15 protein-coding genes and 5 tRNA genes are annotated in these 17692 nt (G+C 65.8%); 11 read left to right on the top strand and 9 right to left on the bottom strand.

All coding sequences use genetic code 11. From position 1 onward, the window contains the following. Position 1: 1 nt before the first annotated feature. The 3 genes from QRM60_RS04680 to QRM60_RS04670 all read left to right on the top strand — a co-directional run bounded on the left by QRM60_RS04680 (position 2) and on the right by QRM60_RS04670 (position 3209). A complete protein-coding gene (locus QRM60_RS04680) occupies positions 2 to 802 on the top strand; it encodes a ferritin-like domain-containing protein (protein ID WP_285445696.1) in 801 nt (266 codons plus the stop codon). A 601-nt stretch (positions 803 to 1403) separates the two neighbouring features. Further along, entirely contained in the window at positions 1404 to 2657 is a 1254-nt protein-coding gene (locus QRM60_RS04675) for a zinc-dependent metalloprotease (RefSeq protein WP_076056339.1), read from the top strand. 123 nt (positions 2658 to 2780) lie between these two features. Then, a complete protein-coding gene (locus tag QRM60_RS04670; RefSeq protein WP_115573580.1) occupies positions 2781 to 3209 on the top strand; it encodes a hypothetical protein in 429 nt (142 codons plus the stop codon). 101 nt (positions 3210 to 3310) lie between these two features. Here the strand turns inward: QRM60_RS04670 and lpxH are convergent, their stop codons facing one another. The 8 genes from lpxH to QRM60_RS04630 all read right to left on the bottom strand — a co-directional run bounded on the left by lpxH (position 3311) and on the right by QRM60_RS04630 (position 13667). Continuing rightward, complete coding sequence (gene lpxH / locus QRM60_RS04665) at positions 3311 to 4054, bottom strand: UDP-2,3-diacylglucosamine diphosphatase (protein ID WP_115572593.1); 744 nt, start codon at positions 4052 to 4054, stop codon at positions 3311 to 3313. A 111-nt stretch (positions 4055 to 4165) separates the two neighbouring features. Next, positions 4166 to 4714: a phosphatase PAP2 family protein gene (locus QRM60_RS04660; protein WP_042596226.1), complete on the bottom strand. Its 549-nt coding sequence runs from the start codon at positions 4712 to 4714 to the stop codon at positions 4166 to 4168. Then, complete coding sequence (locus tag QRM60_RS04655; RefSeq protein WP_285445695.1) at positions 4695 to 5831, bottom strand: glycosyltransferase family 1 protein; 1137 nt, start codon at positions 5829 to 5831, stop codon at positions 4695 to 4697. The genes QRM60_RS04660 and QRM60_RS04655 overlap by 20 nt, the downstream gene beginning before the upstream one ends. A gap of 221 nt (positions 5832 to 6052) precedes the next feature. Continuing rightward, positions 6053 to 7573, bottom strand: a complete 1521-nt coding sequence (gene ppx, locus QRM60_RS04650) for an exopolyphosphatase (RefSeq protein ID WP_172666277.1) — start codon at positions 7571 to 7573, stop codon at positions 6053 to 6055. A 63-nt stretch (positions 7574 to 7636) separates the two neighbouring features. Continuing rightward, complete coding sequence (ppk1, locus tag QRM60_RS04645; RefSeq protein WP_228438504.1) at positions 7637 to 9739, bottom strand: polyphosphate kinase 1; 2103 nt, start codon at positions 9737 to 9739, stop codon at positions 7637 to 7639. Positions 9740 to 9871: 132 nt separating this feature from the next. After that, on the bottom strand, positions 9872 to 11200 hold the full coding sequence (gene phoR, locus QRM60_RS04640) for a phosphate regulon sensor histidine kinase PhoR (protein ID WP_161962590.1): 1329 nt from the start codon (positions 11198 to 11200) through the stop codon (positions 9872 to 9874). Between the two features lie 61 nt (positions 11201 to 11261). Next, on the bottom strand, positions 11262 to 11951 hold the full coding sequence (gene phoB / locus QRM60_RS04635) for a phosphate regulon transcriptional regulator PhoB (RefSeq protein WP_011036177.1): 690 nt from the start codon (positions 11949 to 11951) through the stop codon (positions 11262 to 11264). Between the two features lie 69 nt (positions 11952 to 12020). Then, a complete protein-coding gene (locus tag QRM60_RS04630; RefSeq protein ID WP_115000584.1) occupies positions 12021 to 13667 on the bottom strand; it encodes a M48 family metalloprotease in 1647 nt (548 codons plus the stop codon). Positions 13668 to 13817: 150 nt separating this feature from the next. Between QRM60_RS04630 and grxC the strand changes: the two genes are divergently transcribed. The 3 genes from grxC to QRM60_RS04615 all read left to right on the top strand — a co-directional run bounded on the left by grxC (position 13818) and on the right by QRM60_RS04615 (position 15822). After that, on the top strand, positions 13818 to 14123 hold the full coding sequence (grxC, locus tag QRM60_RS04625; RefSeq protein WP_014506861.1) for a glutaredoxin 3: 306 nt from the start codon (positions 13818 to 13820) through the stop codon (positions 14121 to 14123). Continuing rightward, on the top strand, positions 14120 to 14515 hold the full coding sequence (locus QRM60_RS04620; protein ID WP_011036180.1) for a carboxymuconolactone decarboxylase family protein: 396 nt from the start codon (positions 14120 to 14122) through the stop codon (positions 14513 to 14515). Before grxC ends, QRM60_RS04620 begins: the two co-directional genes overlap by 4 nt. Positions 14516 to 14814: 299 nt before the next feature. Next, complete coding sequence (locus tag QRM60_RS04615) at positions 14815 to 15822, top strand: isocitrate dehydrogenase (RefSeq protein WP_011036181.1); 1008 nt, start codon at positions 14815 to 14817, stop codon at positions 15820 to 15822. A gap of 142 nt (positions 15823 to 15964) precedes the next feature. Here the strand turns inward: QRM60_RS04615 and QRM60_RS04610 are convergent, their stop codons facing one another. After that, a complete protein-coding gene (locus tag QRM60_RS04610) occupies positions 15965 to 16726 on the bottom strand; it encodes a Bax inhibitor-1/YccA family protein (protein WP_119960509.1) in 762 nt (253 codons plus the stop codon). A gap of 162 nt (positions 16727 to 16888) precedes the next feature. On the opposite strand from QRM60_RS04610, the gene QRM60_RS04605 reads away from it, so the two are divergent. The 5 genes from QRM60_RS04605 (at position 16889) to QRM60_RS04585 (ending at position 17515) form a co-directional block, all read left to right on the top strand. Beyond that, positions 16889 to 16965: transfer RNA gene (locus tag QRM60_RS04605), tRNA-Pro, on the top strand. Between the two features lie 43 nt (positions 16966 to 17008). Next, positions 17009 to 17085, top strand: a tRNA-Arg gene (locus QRM60_RS04600). Positions 17086 to 17117: 32 nt separating this feature from the next. Next, positions 17118 to 17194 (top strand) — tRNA-His (locus QRM60_RS04595). An 83-nt stretch (positions 17195 to 17277) separates the two neighbouring features. Next, positions 17278 to 17353 (top strand) — tRNA-Lys (locus QRM60_RS04590). A gap of 77 nt (positions 17354 to 17430) precedes the next feature. Then, positions 17431 to 17515: transfer RNA gene (locus QRM60_RS04585), tRNA-Leu, on the top strand. Positions 17516 to 17692 lie beyond the last annotated feature (177 nt).

The following is a 17692-nucleotide window of genomic DNA, read 5'->3' as shown; positions in this document are numbered from 1 at the left end:
GATGGATCTGTTGCAAGCCGCGCACGCCTGCCTGCAGGCATGTGATCCGGTCGAAAAGGTCGCGCTGACCCAGCAGTACGCCGCAGCGTTTCGCGCGGGCAGCTTGCCGCTGCGGGACCAGGCCGCCGTGCCTGAACCCATTCGTATGCCGGGGCGCCCGCCGCGCCCGTTGCTGGTCCATCCGCGCGAGCTGCCACGGCGCGGCCTGGGCACGCCGGAGGGACGTGCAGCTTTCATCCATGCCATCGCGCACATCGAGCTCAACGCCATCGATCTGGCCTGGGATGCGGTGTACCGGTTCCGTGGTGTGCCGGACGGGTTCTATGCCGATTGGGTGGCGGTGGCCGATGACGAGTCGCGTCACTTCATGCTGCTGCGCGCACGGTTGCACGCGCACGGCCACGACTACGGCGACTTTGCCGCGCACAACGGGCTGTGGGAGATGTGCGAGAAAACCGCGCACGACGGCCTGGCACGCATGGCGCTGGTGCCGCGAGTGCTGGAAGCACGCGGGCTGGATGTCACGCCGGCCATGATCCACAAACTGCGCTCGCTGGGCGATACCGCCACTGCGCAGGTGCTGGAGATCATCCTGCGCGAAGAAGTTGCGCACGTCGCCGCGGGTTCGCGTTGGTATCGCTGGTATTGCGAGCAGGCCGGCATCGAGCCGCGCGCGCGCTTCAAGGAACTGTTGCGCGACTACGCCGGCGGCTACCTGCACGGCCCGTTCAATATCGAAGCGCGTCTGCTGGCAGGCTTCGATGAAGACGAATTGGCGAGCCTGGTGGAGCAGGCTGGCTGAGGCGCGCGCGCTGGTCAGCTTGGAGAACCATTGGTTTGCATCCTTCCGCGCAGGCCGACAAGGAGCGTGTTGCCGACGCTGCATTTCGTGCGTGCAGTGAAGCACGCTGGTTAATTAGGGTGCTTCGATGAGCGCTGTGTCGGTCGACCAGCGTGTGTACGCCCAGGCAACACCATCCGACGGAGAGCGGGCTCTTTAAGCCAGCATGCTCTTGGATCCCGACAATCTGCATGCGGTGCAGCGCCAAGGCGGTGCCGGTCACTACCTTCCTTCACCCGTGTCCCAACGTTGCTTGGACGTCCGCGTGCGTGAGCGCTGCCAACCGAAAGCCAGGCCTCATCAAGGCCCAGGAGCAGCCATCCGCCACCTCGCAGCGCCGAGTCGAGACCCACTGGAAGACATTGCCGTCCACCGGAATGTGCACTCCGTCGCGCCACACCGGTGCTGGAATCGCATCCAGTCAACGTCAAACATCACAGAACGGTAATTTTCTGTTGTAACAACTTGCATTCCATCCTGATCGGCGCGCCCTAATGGCGTCCCGGGGACAGGGGCCCGGTGTTTCACATCCCGTTGCTTCCATGTCTAGGAGAGAGAGACGATGAAGTCGAAGTCGATGTGCACCACGGTCGGTCTGATTGCCATGTGTCTGGCTGGCTCGGCGGCAGCGGCAGGCAAGCCGCTGTATCAAACCGGCCCGGCATTGAGCCGCAGCGCTGCAGCCACCGCCACGGCAGAACCCTCGTTACAGCGCGTATTGAGCTCGCCATCCACCGCAAACGCACAGGTGGTGCAGATCGATGCGGGCGCGGTGGCGCCGGCGGAAAAACTGCTCGAGCTACAGCTGGATGGCCAGACCATCACCGCTACCCAGGCCAAGGTCGATGCGTTGGAAGGTGGCGACAGCATCTGGTACGGCAATCTCGGCCCGCGTGCCGGCACCCGTGCACGCACCCTGTCCGGCGTGGACCCGCTCAACTCGGCGATCCTGGTGCGGAGCGGCGACACCGTCACCGGCACCATCCGCTACGCCGGCAAGCTCTATCGCCTGCGGCCGCTTGCCGATGGCCGCCATGTGCTGGTGCAGGTGGACGAGCAGCGCATGCCGCAGGAGCATCCGGCCGAATACAGCCTGTTGCCCAAGTTCGACATGCCCAGCGACGGCCGCGTGACCGCTGCGCAGGCTTCGTCCGGCAGCCCGGCCACCATCCGCGTGCTGGTGGTGGCCACCAACCAGGCGGTGACTGCGTACGGCGGCAACATGCAGTCGCTGGTGCAACTGGCGGTGGCCGAGGCCAACCAGGGCTACGTCAACAGCAATGTGGGCATCACCTTGCAGCTGGCGCGCTATGAAACCACCAGCTATGCGGAAACCGGTAACTTCACCACCGATCTGCAGCGCTTCCGCGTCACCAACGACGGCTACATGGATAGCATCCACACCAGCCGCAACACCTACACCGCCGATGTGGGCGTGATCGTGTTGAACAACAGCAGCTACTGCGGCCTGGCGTCGGGTATCGGCTCCACGGCGGCCACGGCGTTTGCATCGGTGTACTGGGACTGCGCCACCGGCTACTACAGTTTTGCGCATGAAATCGGCCACCTGCAGAGTGCACGTCACGATGCGGCCACCGACCCGAGCACCTCGCCGTTTGCGTATGGCCACGGCTACCGCTACGGCAACAGCTGGCGCACCATCATGGCCTACGCCTGTCCCAGCGGCTGCCCGCGCCTGAACTACTGGTCCAATCCCAACATCAGCTACAACGGCGTGCCCATGGGCAACGCCAGCACCGCGGACAACCAACGCGTGCTGGTCAACACCAAGGCCAACATCGCCGCGTTCCGCTGATCACTGCCTAGCCTGCCCGGCACCACGCGTGCCGGGCAGTGCCGCTATATCCGCGTACGCTGATCGCGCAGACTAGGCACACCGCCGGTGGTTGCCGGCCATGTGATGTCCAGCGGAGCGATCATGTCCAAGTCCCTGACCTGCAGCGTGTTGTGCCTGGCCGTGCTGGCGGTTGCCGGCTGTCGTCAGCAACCGGCCGAGCCTGCCGCATCCCCGGCCAAACCTGCAGTCACCACCCCCGCAGCCGCGGCCAGCGCCGGCAACGCAGCGGAAGAACGCGCGCTGCAACGCCTGCAGACACAACTGCAGCGCGACCGTTTTTATCCTGATGACTGCATCAGCATCATGACCGAGCAGGACGACCAAACATCTGCATCGGGCGCCTTTGAATTCGCCGTGCACGAACGCCACGGCGATGGCTGCCCGGGCGATCCGCAGACCAGTCCGGTGCGCGACCGCTTCCGCGTGCAGGCCGATGGCCGCCTGCTCTGGTACGACGTGGTCAACGGGGATTTTGTCGACTACGCCGAGCATCAGCGCAGCACGCAGTGATGCAGCGCCGATCAGCAGCGCAGACGTAGTGAAGCCCACTGCGCAGCGTGCATGCACCGCGCCACCGCGCCATGCCTGCGCCGTCGCACGGACGCGCTAGATCACAGCGCCAGCTGTTCCAGCACCAAGCCGTCGGCGTCCACGCGCAACACCGAGCCTTGTTCGTACCAATCGCCCAGCACCACGCGTGTGCAGGTGCGGCCACCGGCCTGCACGGTGTGGATGGCCGGGCGGTGGGTGTGGCCGTGGATGATGCGGTCCAGGCCGTAGCGCACGAAGGTGGCGTCTACCTCGGCCGGCGCCACGTCGGTGACGGTTTCGAACTGTGCCTGGTCGCCTTGCTTGAGTTCTGACTGGCGCGCCTGGCTGGCGGCGCGTGCCTGCTGTGCGAACGCCACGCGTGCGGCCAGCGGTTGCGACAGGAACTGTGCCTGGAAAGCCGGGTCGCGCGTTTGCGCGCGGAAGGCCTGGTAGGCAGTGTCGTCGGTGCACAGCAGGTCGCCGTGCATCAGCAGCGTCGGCTGCCCGTACAGATCGATGACGGTGGGGTCGGGCAGGATGCGAAAGCCGGCGCGTTGCGCGTAGGCGGCACCGACCAGGAAGTCGCGATTGCCGGGCATGAAAAACACCGGCACACCGGTGGCGGCCACAGCGTGCAAGGCCTCGGCCACCGCATCCGCGGCCGTCGACGGGGTGTCGTCGCCGATCCACGCCTCGAACAGATCGCCAAGAATGTAGAGCGCGTCGCTGCCGGGTACCTGCGTGCGCAGGAAATCCAGGAACAGCTCGGTGATCGCCGGCCGGGCCGGGTCCAGATGCAGGTCGGAGATGAACAGGGTCGTCATCGCGCCATTGTACGGGAGCGTCCCTGATGCATCAGCGCCTCATGTATTGCTGGCGGCGGGTCTGGTGATGCGAGCGTGCGGTGTGGTGTTCCCTGATCGGGAAGGCGCGCATCAGACGAACAAGGCGGGAACCGGCAACCACCACAACGAGAGACTGGCCAGCGCAATGCCGATCGCAGTGGCGGCGAGTACGTCGCTGGGATAGTGCAGCCCCAGCACCACACGCGAGAGCGCCACGCCCGCAGAAAACGGCACCAGCAGCGGGGCCAGCCAGGGGTAATAGGCCAGCGCGACGATGCTGAAGGACACCGCGTGCAGGGTGTGCCCGGAGGGAAAACTGAACTCATCCAGAGGCGCCACCCAGGCGCGGATGCGCACATCCGCCGCATACGGACGCGGCCGGCGCGTCCAGCGTTTGAGAGTCTTGTAGAGGGTCAGCGCCAGCAGGCCGGTGGCGGCCATGTGCGCAGAGGCGCGCACACCGTCCATTCCGTCCAGCAGCACCAGCAGGCCCATCAGGCTGTACCAGAACACCCCGTCGCCCAGCCGGCTGATCGCCGCGAAGCTGCGCCGCACCGGGTGCCGGCGGCACCAGTGGTTGGCCCGCCGGCACCAGCGCGCTTCGTGACCGTGCAGGAGTTCAAGCCGCGTCGACGACATACCGCCCCCGTGCCGCCGTGATCCCCAGCAGCAGTGCTTCGAAATCGGACACCACGTTGTCCGGGTGCAGTTTCTTCATCGCTTGCGCGGCGGCATGGCCCATGCGTTGGCGCACGTCGTCGTTTTCGGTCAGTGTCAGTGCGGCCTGCACGAATGCAGCGTCGTCCTCCACCGCAGCGCCGGTCTGGCCATTGCGCAGGTATTCGCGCGCCGCACCGTAATCGAAGGCCACCGTCGCCACGCCGCTGGCCATCGCTTCCAACGTGACGTTACCGAAGGTCTCGCTGCGGCTGGGAAACAGGAACAGATCGCCGCTGGCGAAGTGGCGCGCCAGCGCGTCGCCGCGCTGGATGCCGCAAAAAATGAAGTCCGGATTCTCGTGAGCGATCTTTTCGCGCGCCGGGCCATCGCCCACCCACACAAAGCGCGCTTTCGGGCGGAGCTGCTGCAGCTTGCGAAACGCGCGAATCGCCAGTGGCAGGTTTTTCTCGTTGGCAATCCGGCCTACGTAGATCGCCGCAAAGCCTTCGCCTTCGATCCCCCATTCGGCGCGCAACGCGGGGTCGCGGCGGGACGGATCGAACTGCAGGCTGTCCACCGCACGCGCCAGCAACTGCACCCGCTCGAAACCGCTGCCGCGCAGGAACTGCTGCAGCTCGCGGGTGGGAACCAGCGTGGCTTCGGCCTGGTTGTGGAAGCGCCGCATCCAGCGCAGCGCAGTGCCTTGCAGCCAGGCAGCGCCGTAGTCGGGCAGGTATTCGTCGAAGCGGGTGTGGAAGCCGGTTGCGACCGGAATGCCAAGCCGCCGCGCCGCGCGCATGGCCGACCATCCCAACGGGCCTTCCGTGGCCACGTAGATCGCATCCGGTTGCGTGGCTGCCCAATGTCGGGTGAGCCGCCGGGTGGCCGGCAGCCCGAACTTCAGCCCGGGGTAGCGTGGCAGCGACGCGCCGCGCACCAGCACGGTGTCGGCCGGCGTGCTGTCGGCCGCTTGCCGCGGGCGCACCACATCGACCTGGTGGCCGCGCGCACGCAGACCGGTTTCCAGGCCATGCACGGTGAGCGCAACGCCGTTGACTTCGGGTGGATAGGTTTCGGTAACGATCGCGTAGCGCATGGTCGTTCTCCCGTTTGATCTAGCTTCCGGGAACGCGATGGCAGCGGTATTGCGCGAAGAAGTCGCAGGGGTGACAGAGGGGTGGGAATCGGGAGTGGGGAATCGGGAATCGTAAAAGCGTGGTGCTGTGGCGCCGAGCGAAACTACCTCTGGGACGTTCAGCGCCCCATGCATGGCCAATCCCCATTCCCAATTCCCGCCAGAGGCCAACGGCCGCTGGCCTACGTCACAAACGGCCGGAACATGATGCCCAAACCCGCCATCCCTTCCACTTCGCCGATCAGGTCGGCGCGCAGCAACGGGCGCGAATCGATCCAGGCCTGCGATAGGATCAGCGACAGCCGGTTGTCGTCGGCGGTGAGTTCCAGGGTCGGGATCGGATCGGTTTCATGGGCGCGGTGCAGCAGCACGGCCAACCGCAGCAGCGCGGCCTTGCGCCGGGTTGGCAGCAGCAAGCGGTCGGGCAATGCGTCGAAGGCAGTCTTGGGCACATTGCGGCGATGCGTGCGCACCAGCGCGGCCAGCACCTGCTGTTCCTGCCGCGAGAACCCGGCGATATCCGAGTGTTCCAGGATGTAGCTGCCGTGCACGTGGTACTGGCTGTGCGCGATCATCAGGCCCAGCTCGTGCAAGCGTGCGGCACGGCGCAGCACTTGCGCGTCGTCGCCATCGAGCTGCCAGGATTCGCAGACCTGGTCGAACAGGCGGCACGCGGTGGCTTCCACGCGCCGTGCCTGCGCCTCGTCGATGCCGTAGCGCTGCACCAACGACGCCACCGAACTGTCGCGCGGGTCGTTCTCGCCGCCGCGGCCGAGCATGTCGTACAGGATGCCTTCGCGCATCGCCGCCTTGCTGACCATCAGCTTCTCCAGGCCCAGCGCCTGGAAGGCCGCTTCGAGCACCAGAATGCCGCCGGCGATGATCGGCCGCCGCTCGGCCGCCAGGCCGGGCAACTGGATATCTTCGATGCGCTTGGCCTTGAGCAGCTCATCGCGCAGCGCCGGCAGCGCCTCGGCGGTGATCGCGCCCTTGGTCAGCTTCATCGCCGCGCACATCTCGCCGATGGCCTTGTGCGTACCGGACGAGCCAATCGCTTCATGCCAGCCCAGCGCCTTGTATTGGCCGGCGAACTGCTGAAACTCGGCGCCGATCTCGGTCAGCGCATCTTTCCATTTTTTCTTGGAGAGCTTGCCGCCGGGAAAGAACCGCCGCGTACTGGCAATACAGCCGGCCTGCAGGCTTTCGCGTTCCAGCGTCTGGAAGCCGCGGCCGATGATGAACTCCGTGGAGCCACCGCCGATGTCGATCACCAGCCGGCGTTGATCGGGCTTGGGTGGTTGCGCATGCGCCACGCCCAGATAGATCAGACGCGCTTCCTCGCGCCCGCTGACCACTTCGATGGCATGGCCAAGCGCGGTTTCGGCCGGCATCAGGAATGCCTGCGGCGAGCGCAGCTGGCGCACGGTGTTGGTGGCCAGCGCGCGCACGCGCAGCGATGGCACCTCGCGGATGCGTTGGCCGAAGCGTGCCAGGCACTCGAGCGCGCGCTGGCGCGCCTCGTTGGAAATGCCGCCCTTGCCATCCAGGCCGTCGGCCATGCGCACGGTTTCGCGCAGGCGGTCGACAACGCGCAACTGACCCATCAGGTAGCGCGCAATGACCATGTGGAAACTGTTGGATCCTAAGTCGATGGCGGCGAGAAAATCGCCATCGCGCAGGGGCGGGATCGTGGGGGAGGGCATTGGCATGGCCGCATGGTAGCCGATGGGCCGCCAGCCCCGTGAGAGGCGGCAGCCCGTCTGGCCTCAGACCCGATCGAGCAAGGTCATCTGGGCCGAATGCGCCGGCTCGCCAGGCCCGGGCGTGCGCTTGTGATAGATGCCTTCGGCATCCAGTTCCCACGCGTTGACGTTGTCGTCCAGGTAGTTCTGCAGCACTTCGCGGTAGACGCGCTTGGCCAGGTCCGGGTCCAGGATCGGGAAGCAGGTCTCCACCCGGCGCAGCAGATTGCGCTCCAGCCAGTCGGCGCTGGCGCAATACAACTCCGCCGCGCCGTCGTTGCCGAACCAGTACACACGGCTATGTTCCAAAAAACGCCCCACGATCGAGCGCACGCGGATGTTGTCCGACACGCCCGGCACGCCCGGGCGCAAGGTGCAGGCGCCACGCACGATCAAGTCAATCTGCACGCCCGCCTGCGAGGCGGTATACAACGCGCGCACCACCTGCGGTTCGTTGAGTGCGTTCATCTTGGCGATGATGCGCCCAGGCCGGCCGTTGCGCGCCAGCCGCGTCTCGCGTTCGATCCGCTGCAGCACGCCGGTATGCAGGGTGAAGGGCGATTGCAGCAGTTGTTCCAGCTTCATGCGCGGCGCCAGGCCGGAGAGCTGCTGAAACAGCATGTGCACATCGTTGCCGATCTCCACATCGGCGGTGATCAGGCTCAGGTCGGTGTACAGGCGCGCGGTGCCGCTGTGGTAGTTGCCGGTGCCCAGGTGCACGTAGCGTTTGAGCTTGCGTCCTTCGCGGCGCACGATCAGCAACATCTTGGCGTGGGTCTTGTAACCGACCACGCCGTAGACCACCTGCACGCCGGCTTCCTGCAACTTGTCGGCCAGGCCCAGGTTGGCTTCTTCGTCGAAGCGCGCGCGCAGCTCCACCACTACGGTGACGTCCTTGCCGTTGCGCGCGGCCAGGATCAACGCATCGACAATCAGCGAATCCTTGCCGGTGCGGTACAGCGTCTGCTTGATCGCCAACACGTTCGGGTCGACTGCCGCCTGGCGGATCACGTCCAGCACCGCAGTGAACGCATCGAAGGGGTGGTGCAGCAGCACATCGCCCTTGTTGACGATCTCGAAGATGCCCACGTTGTCGCGCAAGGTGCGCGGATTGAACGCCGGGTACTTGAGCTCGGGCCGTTGCACCAGGTCGTACACCTGGGTCACGCGGCTCAGGTTCACTGGACCGGCAATGCGATACACCGCGTTTTCGTTGAGACCGAAATTCTGCAGCAGGGTGCGCATGATCGCCGGCGGGCAATCGTGCGCAATCTCCAGCCGCACCGCAGGCCGGTAGCCGCGCGTGACCAGTTCGTCGCGCAACGCCAGTGCCAGGTTTTCCACTTCTTCTTCGTCCACCACCAGCTCGGAATTGCGGGTGACGCGGAACTGGTAGGAGCCCTTGACCTGCATGCCGGGGAACAGCTCGTCCACGAACTCCGACAGCACCGAGGACAGGAACACGAAGCTCTGCTCGCCGTCCGGCGACAGGCTGGCCGGCAGCTGGATGATGCGCGGCAGCGAGCGCGGCGCGCGCACGATCGCCAGATGGCCGGCGCGCCCGAACGCGTCCTGGCCTTCGAGCACCACCACGATGTTCAAGGTCTTGTTGAGGATCTTCGGGAACGGATGCGCCGGGTCCAGGCCCAGCGGCGACAGCACCGGCATGATCTCGTTGCGGAAGTAGGCGCGAAGCCAGCGTTTCTGGCGCGAATTCCAGGTGGTGCGGCTCAGCACCGCAACCCCGGCCTGTTCCATCGCCGGGCGCAGCACATCGTTCCACACGTGGTACTGCTGATCCACCAGTTTGGCGGCGCGGTCGTGCACCGCGTTGAGGATGGCGGTGGGGCTCATGCCATCGGGTGCGGGCGGCAGGCCGAACTCCTGCGCATGCCGCACGGTGGCCGCGCGGATCTCGAAGAACTCGTCCAGGTTGGTGCAGGAAATGCACAAAAAGCGCAGCCGTTCCAGCAGCGGAACCTGTTCGTCCAGCGCCTGCGCCAGCACGCGGAAATTGAAATCCAGCTGCGACAGTTCCCGGTTGAGATACAGCGCCGGGTCACGCAGCGGATCGTTGCCGATGTCCTCGGAAGGTGCGGGGTCTTTGGAGTGCTTGGCGTGGCCCATGGAGTCGGTCTTCGAGGCGGTCATCAAGGTAAGGCAGGCGGCGGCGATGCGGTGCGCGCCATGCGCAACATGCGCCACACCCAGCGCTGCGTCGGTGCAGTGCGCAGCGCCGTGGCGCGCGCATCCTTCATATCACGCCGAGCGTGACAAGGGCAGGGACTGTTCGCGTTGCACAACACGTGCCGCACCGAAATGGCACGAGAATTCGCTGCCGCGTCCCACTTCGCTTTCGATATCCAGGCGCGCCTGATGCAGGCCCAGAATGTGTTTGACGATCGACAGACCCAGCCCGGTGCCGCCGCTCTCGCGCGAGCGGCTGCTGGACACACGATAGAAACGTTCGGTGATGCGCGGCAGGTGCGAGGCGGGAATGCCGTAGCCGGTGTCGCGCACTGCCAGTGCCGCGCCATCGCCTTCGCGCACGAAGCGAATCGTCACCGTGCCACCGCCGGGCGTGTAGCGCACCGCGTTGGTCACCAGATTGGAAAAAGCGCTATGCAGCTCTTTATTGGAACCGAGCAGATCCACGCCGGCTTCGTCGAACACTTCCACGGTGTGGCGGCCCTGGCTGTGCGCTTCGGCTTCGCGGCGCAGCGTGGACAGCATCGGTGCCATCGCCACATGTTCCTCGCCGAGTTCTTCCTGCGATTCCAGGCGCGATAGCGTCAGCAGGTCTTCCACCAGCTGCGCCATGCGCTGCGATTGCTTGCGCATCTCCGCCAGCATCGGGCCCGAATCCGGAAAGTCCTCCGGGTCGAGCATGTCCAGATAGCCGTGCACCACGGTGAGCGGGGTGCGCAGTTCGTGCGAGACGTTGGCCACGAAGTCGCGGCGCACCTGCTCCAGCCGCAGCAGCTTGCTGACGTCGCGCGCCACCAACAGCCAGTAGTCGTCCGAATACGGGATCAGCCGCAGGTTGAGGCGCAGGTCCGGGTCCACCGGCGAGGCGGCATCGAGCATCGGCTCGGCATTGCGCCCGGCCGCCAGCCAGTGGGCCAGCGGCAACGGCTGCAGGCGCTCCACCACCGACACGCCCATATCGCCGGGATGATGCAGGCCGAGCAGGCCGGCGGCGGCCTTGTTGAACCACTGCACCCGCTGGCTGTTGCGGTCCACCACCACCACCGCATCGGGCAGTGCCTGCGCGGCGGCGCGGTAGGTGCGCAACATGTCGATCAGGCGGCGCTTGCGTGCGCGCATTTCGGCCTGGCTGCGATACAGCAGCCGGTCGAGTTCGTTCCAGGCGCCTACACCGGCGGCCGGTTCGGCACGCTGGCGCGCGGTCAGGCGGCGCAGCACCTGGCGCAACCGCCAGTAATGCCAGGCAAGCACGCCCAGCGCGGTGAGCGTCAGCGCCATCCAGACATGCCCGATCAGCACACCGGCCAGCACGGCAGCGCCCAGCAACAGCGCAAGGGTGCCGAGCGTCTTCAGCCAGGCGGAACGGATATGTTGGGGCATGGAAGGCGTTACCACGGAGCGTCAGGTAGGCATGGGACCGGGCCGGCCTGCGCGGCCGGCATCAGGTGGCCGAGGAGAAACGGTAGCCCGATCCACGCACGGTCTGCACCATGTTTTCCAGGCCGAACGGTTCCAGCGTCTTGCGCAGGCGGCGGATGTGCACATCGATCGTGCGCTCTTCCACATACACGCTGCCGCCCCACACATGGTCCAGCAGCTGGGTGCGGGTGTAAACGCGCTCAGGATGGGTCATGAAGAAGTGCAGCAGCCGGTATTCGGTGGGGCCGATCGGCACCGGGGCATCGCCGGCAAACACGCGATGCGCGGCACCGTCGATGCGCAGGCGGCCCACGGCCACGCTGCCGTCTTCATCGTCCTCACGGGTGCGCCGCATGACTGCACGGATGCGTGCCAGCAATTCGCGGGCCGAGAACGGCTTGACCACGTAATCGTCGACGCCGGCCTCCAGGCCGCCGACGCGATCGTTCTCTTCGCCGCGCGCGGTCAGCATGATGATCGGGATCTCGCGGGTCAGCGATTCCTTGCGCCAGCGCCTCGCCAGGTCCAGGCCGCTGGTGCCGGGCAGCATCCAGTCGAGCAGGATGAGATCGGGAACGCGGTCGGCGATGGCGGTCTGCGCCTCGCGGGCGTCACCGGCGTGGATGGGCTCGAACTCGCCTTTGCGCAGTGCGAACGCGACCATGTCGCGGATTGCGGGTTCGTCATCGACGATCAGGATGCGTTTCTGCACGCGGGGCTTACCGTCTGGCTTCGGATGATCGCCAGTAGACTACGGTTTTGTGACTCTCATGTGACACCCCTAGCGCTGTGACAGGTCGGGGTCGCGAATTCCTTGCCGGCGCAGCTCCAGCACGGTGGGCGTGATCGCGGCAATGCGCGCATCCACGCGGGCTCGTGTCACATAATCGAGATCCTTCTTTTTCAGCGCTTCCAGCTGGATCAGCGCCTGTTCTGCGCGCCCATTGAGGTAGGCCGACTCCGCATACGCCTCGCTGGCGCGCACATGGTCGCCGGACAGCTCGCAGGCGCGCGCATAGGTCTGCTGCAGCAGCGGATCCTCGCCACTGCGGTACAGCAGCGGCTCCAGCACCTGACGCGCGCGCTGGCCGGCCTCCTTGCTGGCCTGCTCGTTGAGCGCGCCGGCGTAGGTCAGCGCCACTGCGCGGTTGTTGGGCAGCCGCTTCAGCAGCGCATCGAAGCGCGCGTTGGCCTGTTCGCGCGGGCCCACGCGTGCCTGTGCCTCGCTCAGGCCCAGCGCCAGCCAAAGGTTGTCCGGATGCGCCTCAAGTAGGCTGGTCAGTTCGGCCACCGGCTCGGCCGGGCGGCTGCCACTGTTGCGCAGCCGCGCCAGCGCCAGCCCATAGCGCTGCGCGTCGGTGAGTCCCTGCTTGGCGCTGCGACGCAGGTTCTCGTATTCGCGAATGGCGCTATCGGGCGTGCTGGCGCTGAGCACGCGCAGGCGCTCCTTGGCCCAGTCGAAGCCCTGCTGGTCGCTGCTGCGGCTCAATGCATCCACCGGCAGGCGCAGCGCATACGGCAGCAACGCGTTGCCGTTGCGGCTCAGCGGCTCGGACAGCGATGGGTCGGACGGGTCCACGCGCTCCTGGCGCGTGCCGCCCGGCACCGAGGTGGTCAGCACCACGGTGTTCTTCTTCATCTGCTCCGCGCGCGCCTTCGCCTCGCTGATGCGGGTGGTGGTCACCGGATGGGTCTGCAGGAAGTCCGGCGCGCTGTAGCCGCCCTCGTTGGCGCGCATCGCCACCGACATGCGCTCGAAAAAGCCGGCCATCGCATCCACGTCGTAGCCGCTGCGCACCAGCGTGCGGATGCCCAGCCGGTCGGCCTCGGACTCGTTGGAGCGGGTGTAGTCGATCTGGCGCTGCTGCATCAGCCCCATGGCACTGGTGATCGTGGCCATGGTGGCGTCGCCGCTGGAATTGCCGCCGGCCTGTTGCGCAGCCACCACGGCGGCCAGCATGCCGAGCAGGATCGGGATCTGGTCGCGCTGGGCGCGTTCCACCCCGCGCAGCACGTGCTGCTGCGTGACATGGGCGATTTCATGCGACAGCACCGCCGCCACTTCGTCCTCGCGCTCGGCGGTCAGCACCAGGCCGGCATTGACGGCGATATAGCCGCCCAGCGTGGCGAAGGCGTTGATCTGGCGGTCGCGCAGCATGAAAAACGTAAACGGCTGCTGCGGCTGGTCGCTGTTGGCGCCCAGCCGCGTGCCCATGGTCTGCAGCCAGTCGGTGACCAGCGGGTCGTCCAGCACGTAGTCGTAGTTGCGCAGCTCGGCCAGCATCATCTTGCCGTACTCGGCCTGCCGTGCCGGGGTCAGCAGCTCGCCGGCCGACGAGCCGATGTCGGGCAGGCGATTCTCCTGCGCGGGCGCCACGCCCATGGCGACGGCCAGCGTGAGGGCGGTGGCGAGCGGTAGCAGGCGCAAGAGGAACTCCCAGGTGGTGCGCGGAGCATGCGGGCAGCGCGGCGCGTTGGCGTGAATCGGCAGTTAATCCACAGTGTTGCGGTGACGACCTCGAAATTCCAGTCGCCCGTTACCATATGTCAGACCACAGACCCAACCACGGAGTTTCCCGTGAGCCAAGACCACACCGGGCAGCAGGCGGCCACCGGTCCGCAGATCACCTTGTATTCCACCGCAATTTGCCCGTACTGCGTGGCGGCCAAGAACTTCCTCAAGAGCAAGGGCCAGACCTGGACCGAGGTACGGATCGACCTAGACCCGGCCGAGCGCGACAAGATGGTCGCCCTGGCCAAGCGCACCAGCGTGCCGCAGATCTTCGTTGGCGACATCCATGTGGGCGGCTACGACGACATGATGGCCATGCACCGCGCCGGCAAGCTCGAACCGCTGTTCGCCGCCGCAGGCGGTCAGGCATGAGTGGTTCCGACGACGGCAGCGCCGATCGCCTGCGCGAGTTCACTGACTTCCGCCAGCGCATGAACCAGCGCATCCTGGCCGAGCCGAATCAGGTCGTGCGGCGCTTTTTCGCGCTGGATACCCAGACCTACCAGGCCGGCGCGCTGGACGTGAAGACCAAGGAGCTGCTGGGCCTGGTCGCCTCCATGGTCCTGCGCTGCGACGACTGCATCAGTTACCATGTCGCGCAGTGCAAGGAGGCCGGTGTCACCCGCGAAGAGTTCTTCGAAACCTTCTCGGTGGGCCTGGTGGTGGGCGGCTCGATCGTGATCCCGCACCTGCGCCGCGCGGTGGACTTCCTCGACCAGCTGGAAGGCGGTGCGCCCGCGCCGGCCGAACACAGCCACGGCTGATCAGCCTCGCCCCGCACGCCCAACGCGCCGTCCTGTGAGGCGGCGTGTTGCGTTTTTGGGGCGCGTGCCAAGATCGTGGGAGGCCTGCCGCGTCGCCGGGCCGCCTTCTTCGCCTCATGACGCTCCCCGGCTCGATGTCGCGGTGCAGCGGTGCGCGCCACGCCACGCCCGGCTCTTAGACCAAGGTCGGTTTGGGCGCCTTCACCGGCATCGGGCATAATTGCCTGTGAAACCTCCTTGCGCCGGTGAGCCGGGCTTCCGGCTGGCGCTCCCCCCTTCAAGTTCGGAAACCCAACGTTATGACGCAGACAATCACGGTCATCCGCGGCGACGGTATTGGCCCGGAGATCATGGATGCCACGCTGTTCGTGCTCGACGCGCTGCAGGCTGGCCTGACCTACGAGTACGCCGATGCCGGCCTGGTCGCGCTGGAAAAGCACGGCGATCTGCTGCCTGAGTCCACCCTGGCCTCGATCACCAAGAACAAGGTGGCGCTGAAGAGCCCGCTGACCACGCCGGTCGGTGAGGGTTTCAGCTCGATCAACGTCGCCATGCGTCGCAAGTTCGACCTGTACGCCAACGTGCGTCCGGCCAAGTCGTTCCCCAATACCAAGTCGCGTTTCGCCGATGGCGTGGACCTGATCACGGTGCGTGAGAACACCGAAGGCGCCTACCTGAGCGAAGGCCAGGAAGTCTCGGCCGACGGCGAAGTTGCCGTTTCCGGCGCCCGCGTCACCCGCAAGGGCTCCGAGCGCATCGTGCGCTACGCCTTCGACCTGGCGCGCGCCACCGGCCGCAAGAAGGTCACCGCGGTGCACAAGGCCAACATCATCAAGTCGACCTCGGGCCTGTTCCTGAAAGTCGCCCGCGATGTCGCCACGCAGTACCCGGAAATCGAATTCCAGGAAATGATCGTCGACAACACCTGCATGCAGCTGGTGATGCGTCCGGAGCAGTTCGACATCATCGTGACCACCAACCTGTTCGGCGACATCATCTCCGACCTGTGTGCCGGTCTGGTCGGCGGCCTGGGCCTGGCGCCGGGCGCCAACATCGGTGTGGACGCGGCAATCTTCGAGGCCGTGCACGGCTCGGCGCCGGATATCGCAGGGCAGGGCAAGGCCAACCCGTGTGCGCTGCTGCTGGGCGCGGCGCAAATGCTGGACCACATTGGTCAGCCGCAGAACGCCGAGCGCCTGCGCGAAGCGATCGTCGCCACGCTGGAAGCCAAGGACTCGCTGACCCCCGACCTGGGCGGCACCGGCAACACCATGGGCTTTGCCAAGGCCATCGCCAGCCGCCTCTGAGCGCGCGGGTAGATCGCACAAAAAGAAAGGGCGCCGACGGCGCCCTTTCTTTTTTGGAAGTGGGTTGCTTGAAGCCAGTGTCAAGCCATCAGACCAAGGGATCGCGGTTGCGATTCCCTAATCCCAATTCCCAATTCCCGCCTCAGTTGCGCGACTGCAACTTCGACAGCAGGCGCAGGAACTCGATGTACAGCCACACCAGCGTCACCATCAGGCCGAACGCGCCGTACCACTCCATGTGCTTGGGCGCACCGTGCTCCACGCCGCTTTCGATGAAGTCGAAGTCCAGCACCAGGTTCAGTGCCGCCACCACCACCACGAACAGGCTGAAGCCGATGCCGATCAGGCCCGAGTCGTGAATGAAAGGGATGCGCACGCCAAACAGGCCCAGCACGATCGTCGCCAGGTACACCAGCGCGATACCGCCGGTCGCCGCGACCACGCCCAGCTTGAAGTTCTCGGTGGCCTTGATCATGCCGCTGCGGTACGCGAACAGCAGCGCGAACAGCGTGCCGAAGGTGAGCAGCACGGCCTGGAACACGATGCCGTTGAAGCGTGCCTCGTACACGGCAGAAATCGAACCGAGGAAGAAGCCTTCCACCAGCGCATACAGCGGCGCGGTGACCGGTGCCCAGGTCGGCTTGAACGAGGTCGCCAGTGCGAACACCAGTCCGCCGATGGCACCGGCGATCATGTACAGCTTGGCGGCCGGCAGCGGCATGCCGTCGGCGCCCACCGACTGCGACCATGCAAACGCGGCGGTCGCTACCGCCATCAGCAACAACAGGCCGGTCTTGTTGACGGTGCCGTTGAGGGTCATTGCCTGACCGTCGCGGGTGACCACCGAGCCGGAGCCGAGGTCGAGGAACGTGGATTCCCGAAGGGCAGGGTTGCCGCTACGCATGATGTTCTCCATGAAGGTTGTGCCCGCCGTGCCGGCGTGCGAGGTGAATGACTGCAGTTGTCAGGATACCGGATGATCGATTTTGCGCGTGGTGATTGACAGCAGCGTCAATCGTTCCCAAAATAGCCGACCTTTCGAGCCTTCGGGATTGAAAGGTCCCGCCGGGGTATAGCGCAGTCTGGTAGCGCGCCTGCTTTGGGAGCAGGATGTCGGGGGTTCGAATCCCTCTACCCCGACCACTCTGAGCTCTTTGGCGGCGTGGGAATGCGAAGTTCGGTCCGGGCGCCCGTAGCTCAACCGGATAGAGCACCGGCCTTCTAAGCCGGCGGTTACAGGTTCGAGTCCTGTCGGGCGCGCCATCGGCGGTGCGGTAGGAAGTAGGTTTTCAGTGGTGGCTGTAGCTCAGCTGGTTAGAGTACTGGATTGTGATTCCAGATGTCGGGGGTTCGAGTCCCCTCAGCCACCCCACTGATTGCAGGAAGGTTTGACCCGATGCGTCGCGGGGTGTTGCAACGAAGCAAAAACGCACATACTATGTGCGACCAGTTTCAGGGCCGTTAGCTCAGTTGGTAGAGCAGTTGACTCTTAATCAATAGGTCCAAGGTTCGAATCCTTGACGGCCCACCAATTAAAAGGCATCCGCAGTGCGGGTGCCTTTTTCTTTGCAGGCATCCCTGCAACAATGCACCTGCACGTGCAGCCTCGCGAAAGTGGCGGAATTGGTAGACGCACCAGATTTAGGTTCTGACGCCGCAAGGCGTGGGGGTTCGAGTCCCCCCTTTCGCACCAGTGCAGCGCGGCCGTGAATGTTCCGGCCGTTTTACGCGCCCCGCAGCGGGCGCGTCCCCGCAGCGCAGCCCGTTCTTCGCATGCCGCTGGCAGCGGCCGCCGTTATCGGCGAAACTACAAGGCTCGGCGGCTTTCTCGCCATCCGTCAACCCGTCTCTTCCATCTCGTGCCGACGCC

The organism is Xanthomonas sp. fls2-241-TYG-148 (assembly GCF_030208815.1).
Taxonomy (GTDB): domain Bacteria; phylum Pseudomonadota; class Gammaproteobacteria; order Xanthomonadales; family Xanthomonadaceae; genus Xanthomonas; species Xanthomonas campestris.
Note: the sequence above shows the minus strand (reverse complement) of the source record. Positions and strands in the feature narration are given on the sequence as shown.

What these genes read in the sequence shown, in the direction of transcription:
- lpxH (WP_115572593.1), bottom strand. Translation starts at nt 4,054, where the DNA reads ATGACGACCCTGTTCATCTCCGACCTGCATCTGGACCCGGCCCGGCCG.
- QRM60_RS04670 (WP_115573580.1), top strand. Translation starts at nt 2,781, where the DNA reads ATGTCCAAGTCCCTGACCTGCAGCGTGTTGTGCCTGGCCGTGCTGGCG.
- phoR (WP_161962590.1), bottom strand. Translation starts at nt 11,200, where the DNA reads ATGCCCCAACATATCCGTTCCGCCTGGCTGAAGACGCTCGGCACCCTT.
- QRM60_RS04655 (WP_285445695.1), bottom strand. Translation starts at nt 5,831, where the DNA reads ATGCGCTACGCGATCGTTACCGAAACCTATCCACCCGAAGTCAACGGC.
- QRM60_RS04615 (WP_011036181.1), top strand. Translation starts at nt 14,815, where the DNA reads ATGACGCAGACAATCACGGTCATCCGCGGCGACGGTATTGGCCCGGAG.
- QRM60_RS04675 (WP_076056339.1), top strand. Translation starts at nt 1,404, where the DNA reads ATGAAGTCGAAGTCGATGTGCACCACGGTCGGTCTGATTGCCATGTGT.
- QRM60_RS04610 (WP_119960509.1), bottom strand. Translation starts at nt 16,726, where the DNA reads ATGCGTAGCGGCAACCCTGCCCTTCGGGAATCCACGTTCCTCGACCTC.
- QRM60_RS04680 (WP_285445696.1), top strand. Translation starts at nt 2, where the DNA reads ATGGATCTGTTGCAAGCCGCGCACGCCTGCCTGCAGGCATGTGATCCG.
- QRM60_RS04620 (WP_011036180.1), top strand. Translation starts at nt 14,120, where the DNA reads ATGAGTGGTTCCGACGACGGCAGCGCCGATCGCCTGCGCGAGTTCACT.
- ppx (WP_172666277.1), bottom strand. Translation starts at nt 7,573, where the DNA reads ATGCCCTCCCCCACGATCCCGCCCCTGCGCGATGGCGATTTTCTCGCC.
- ppk1 (WP_228438504.1), bottom strand. Translation starts at nt 9,739, where the DNA reads ATGGGCCACGCCAAGCACTCCAAAGACCCCGCACCTTCCGAGGACATC.
- QRM60_RS04660 (WP_042596226.1), bottom strand. Translation starts at nt 4,714, where the DNA reads ATGTCGTCGACGCGGCTTGAACTCCTGCACGGTCACGAAGCGCGCTGG.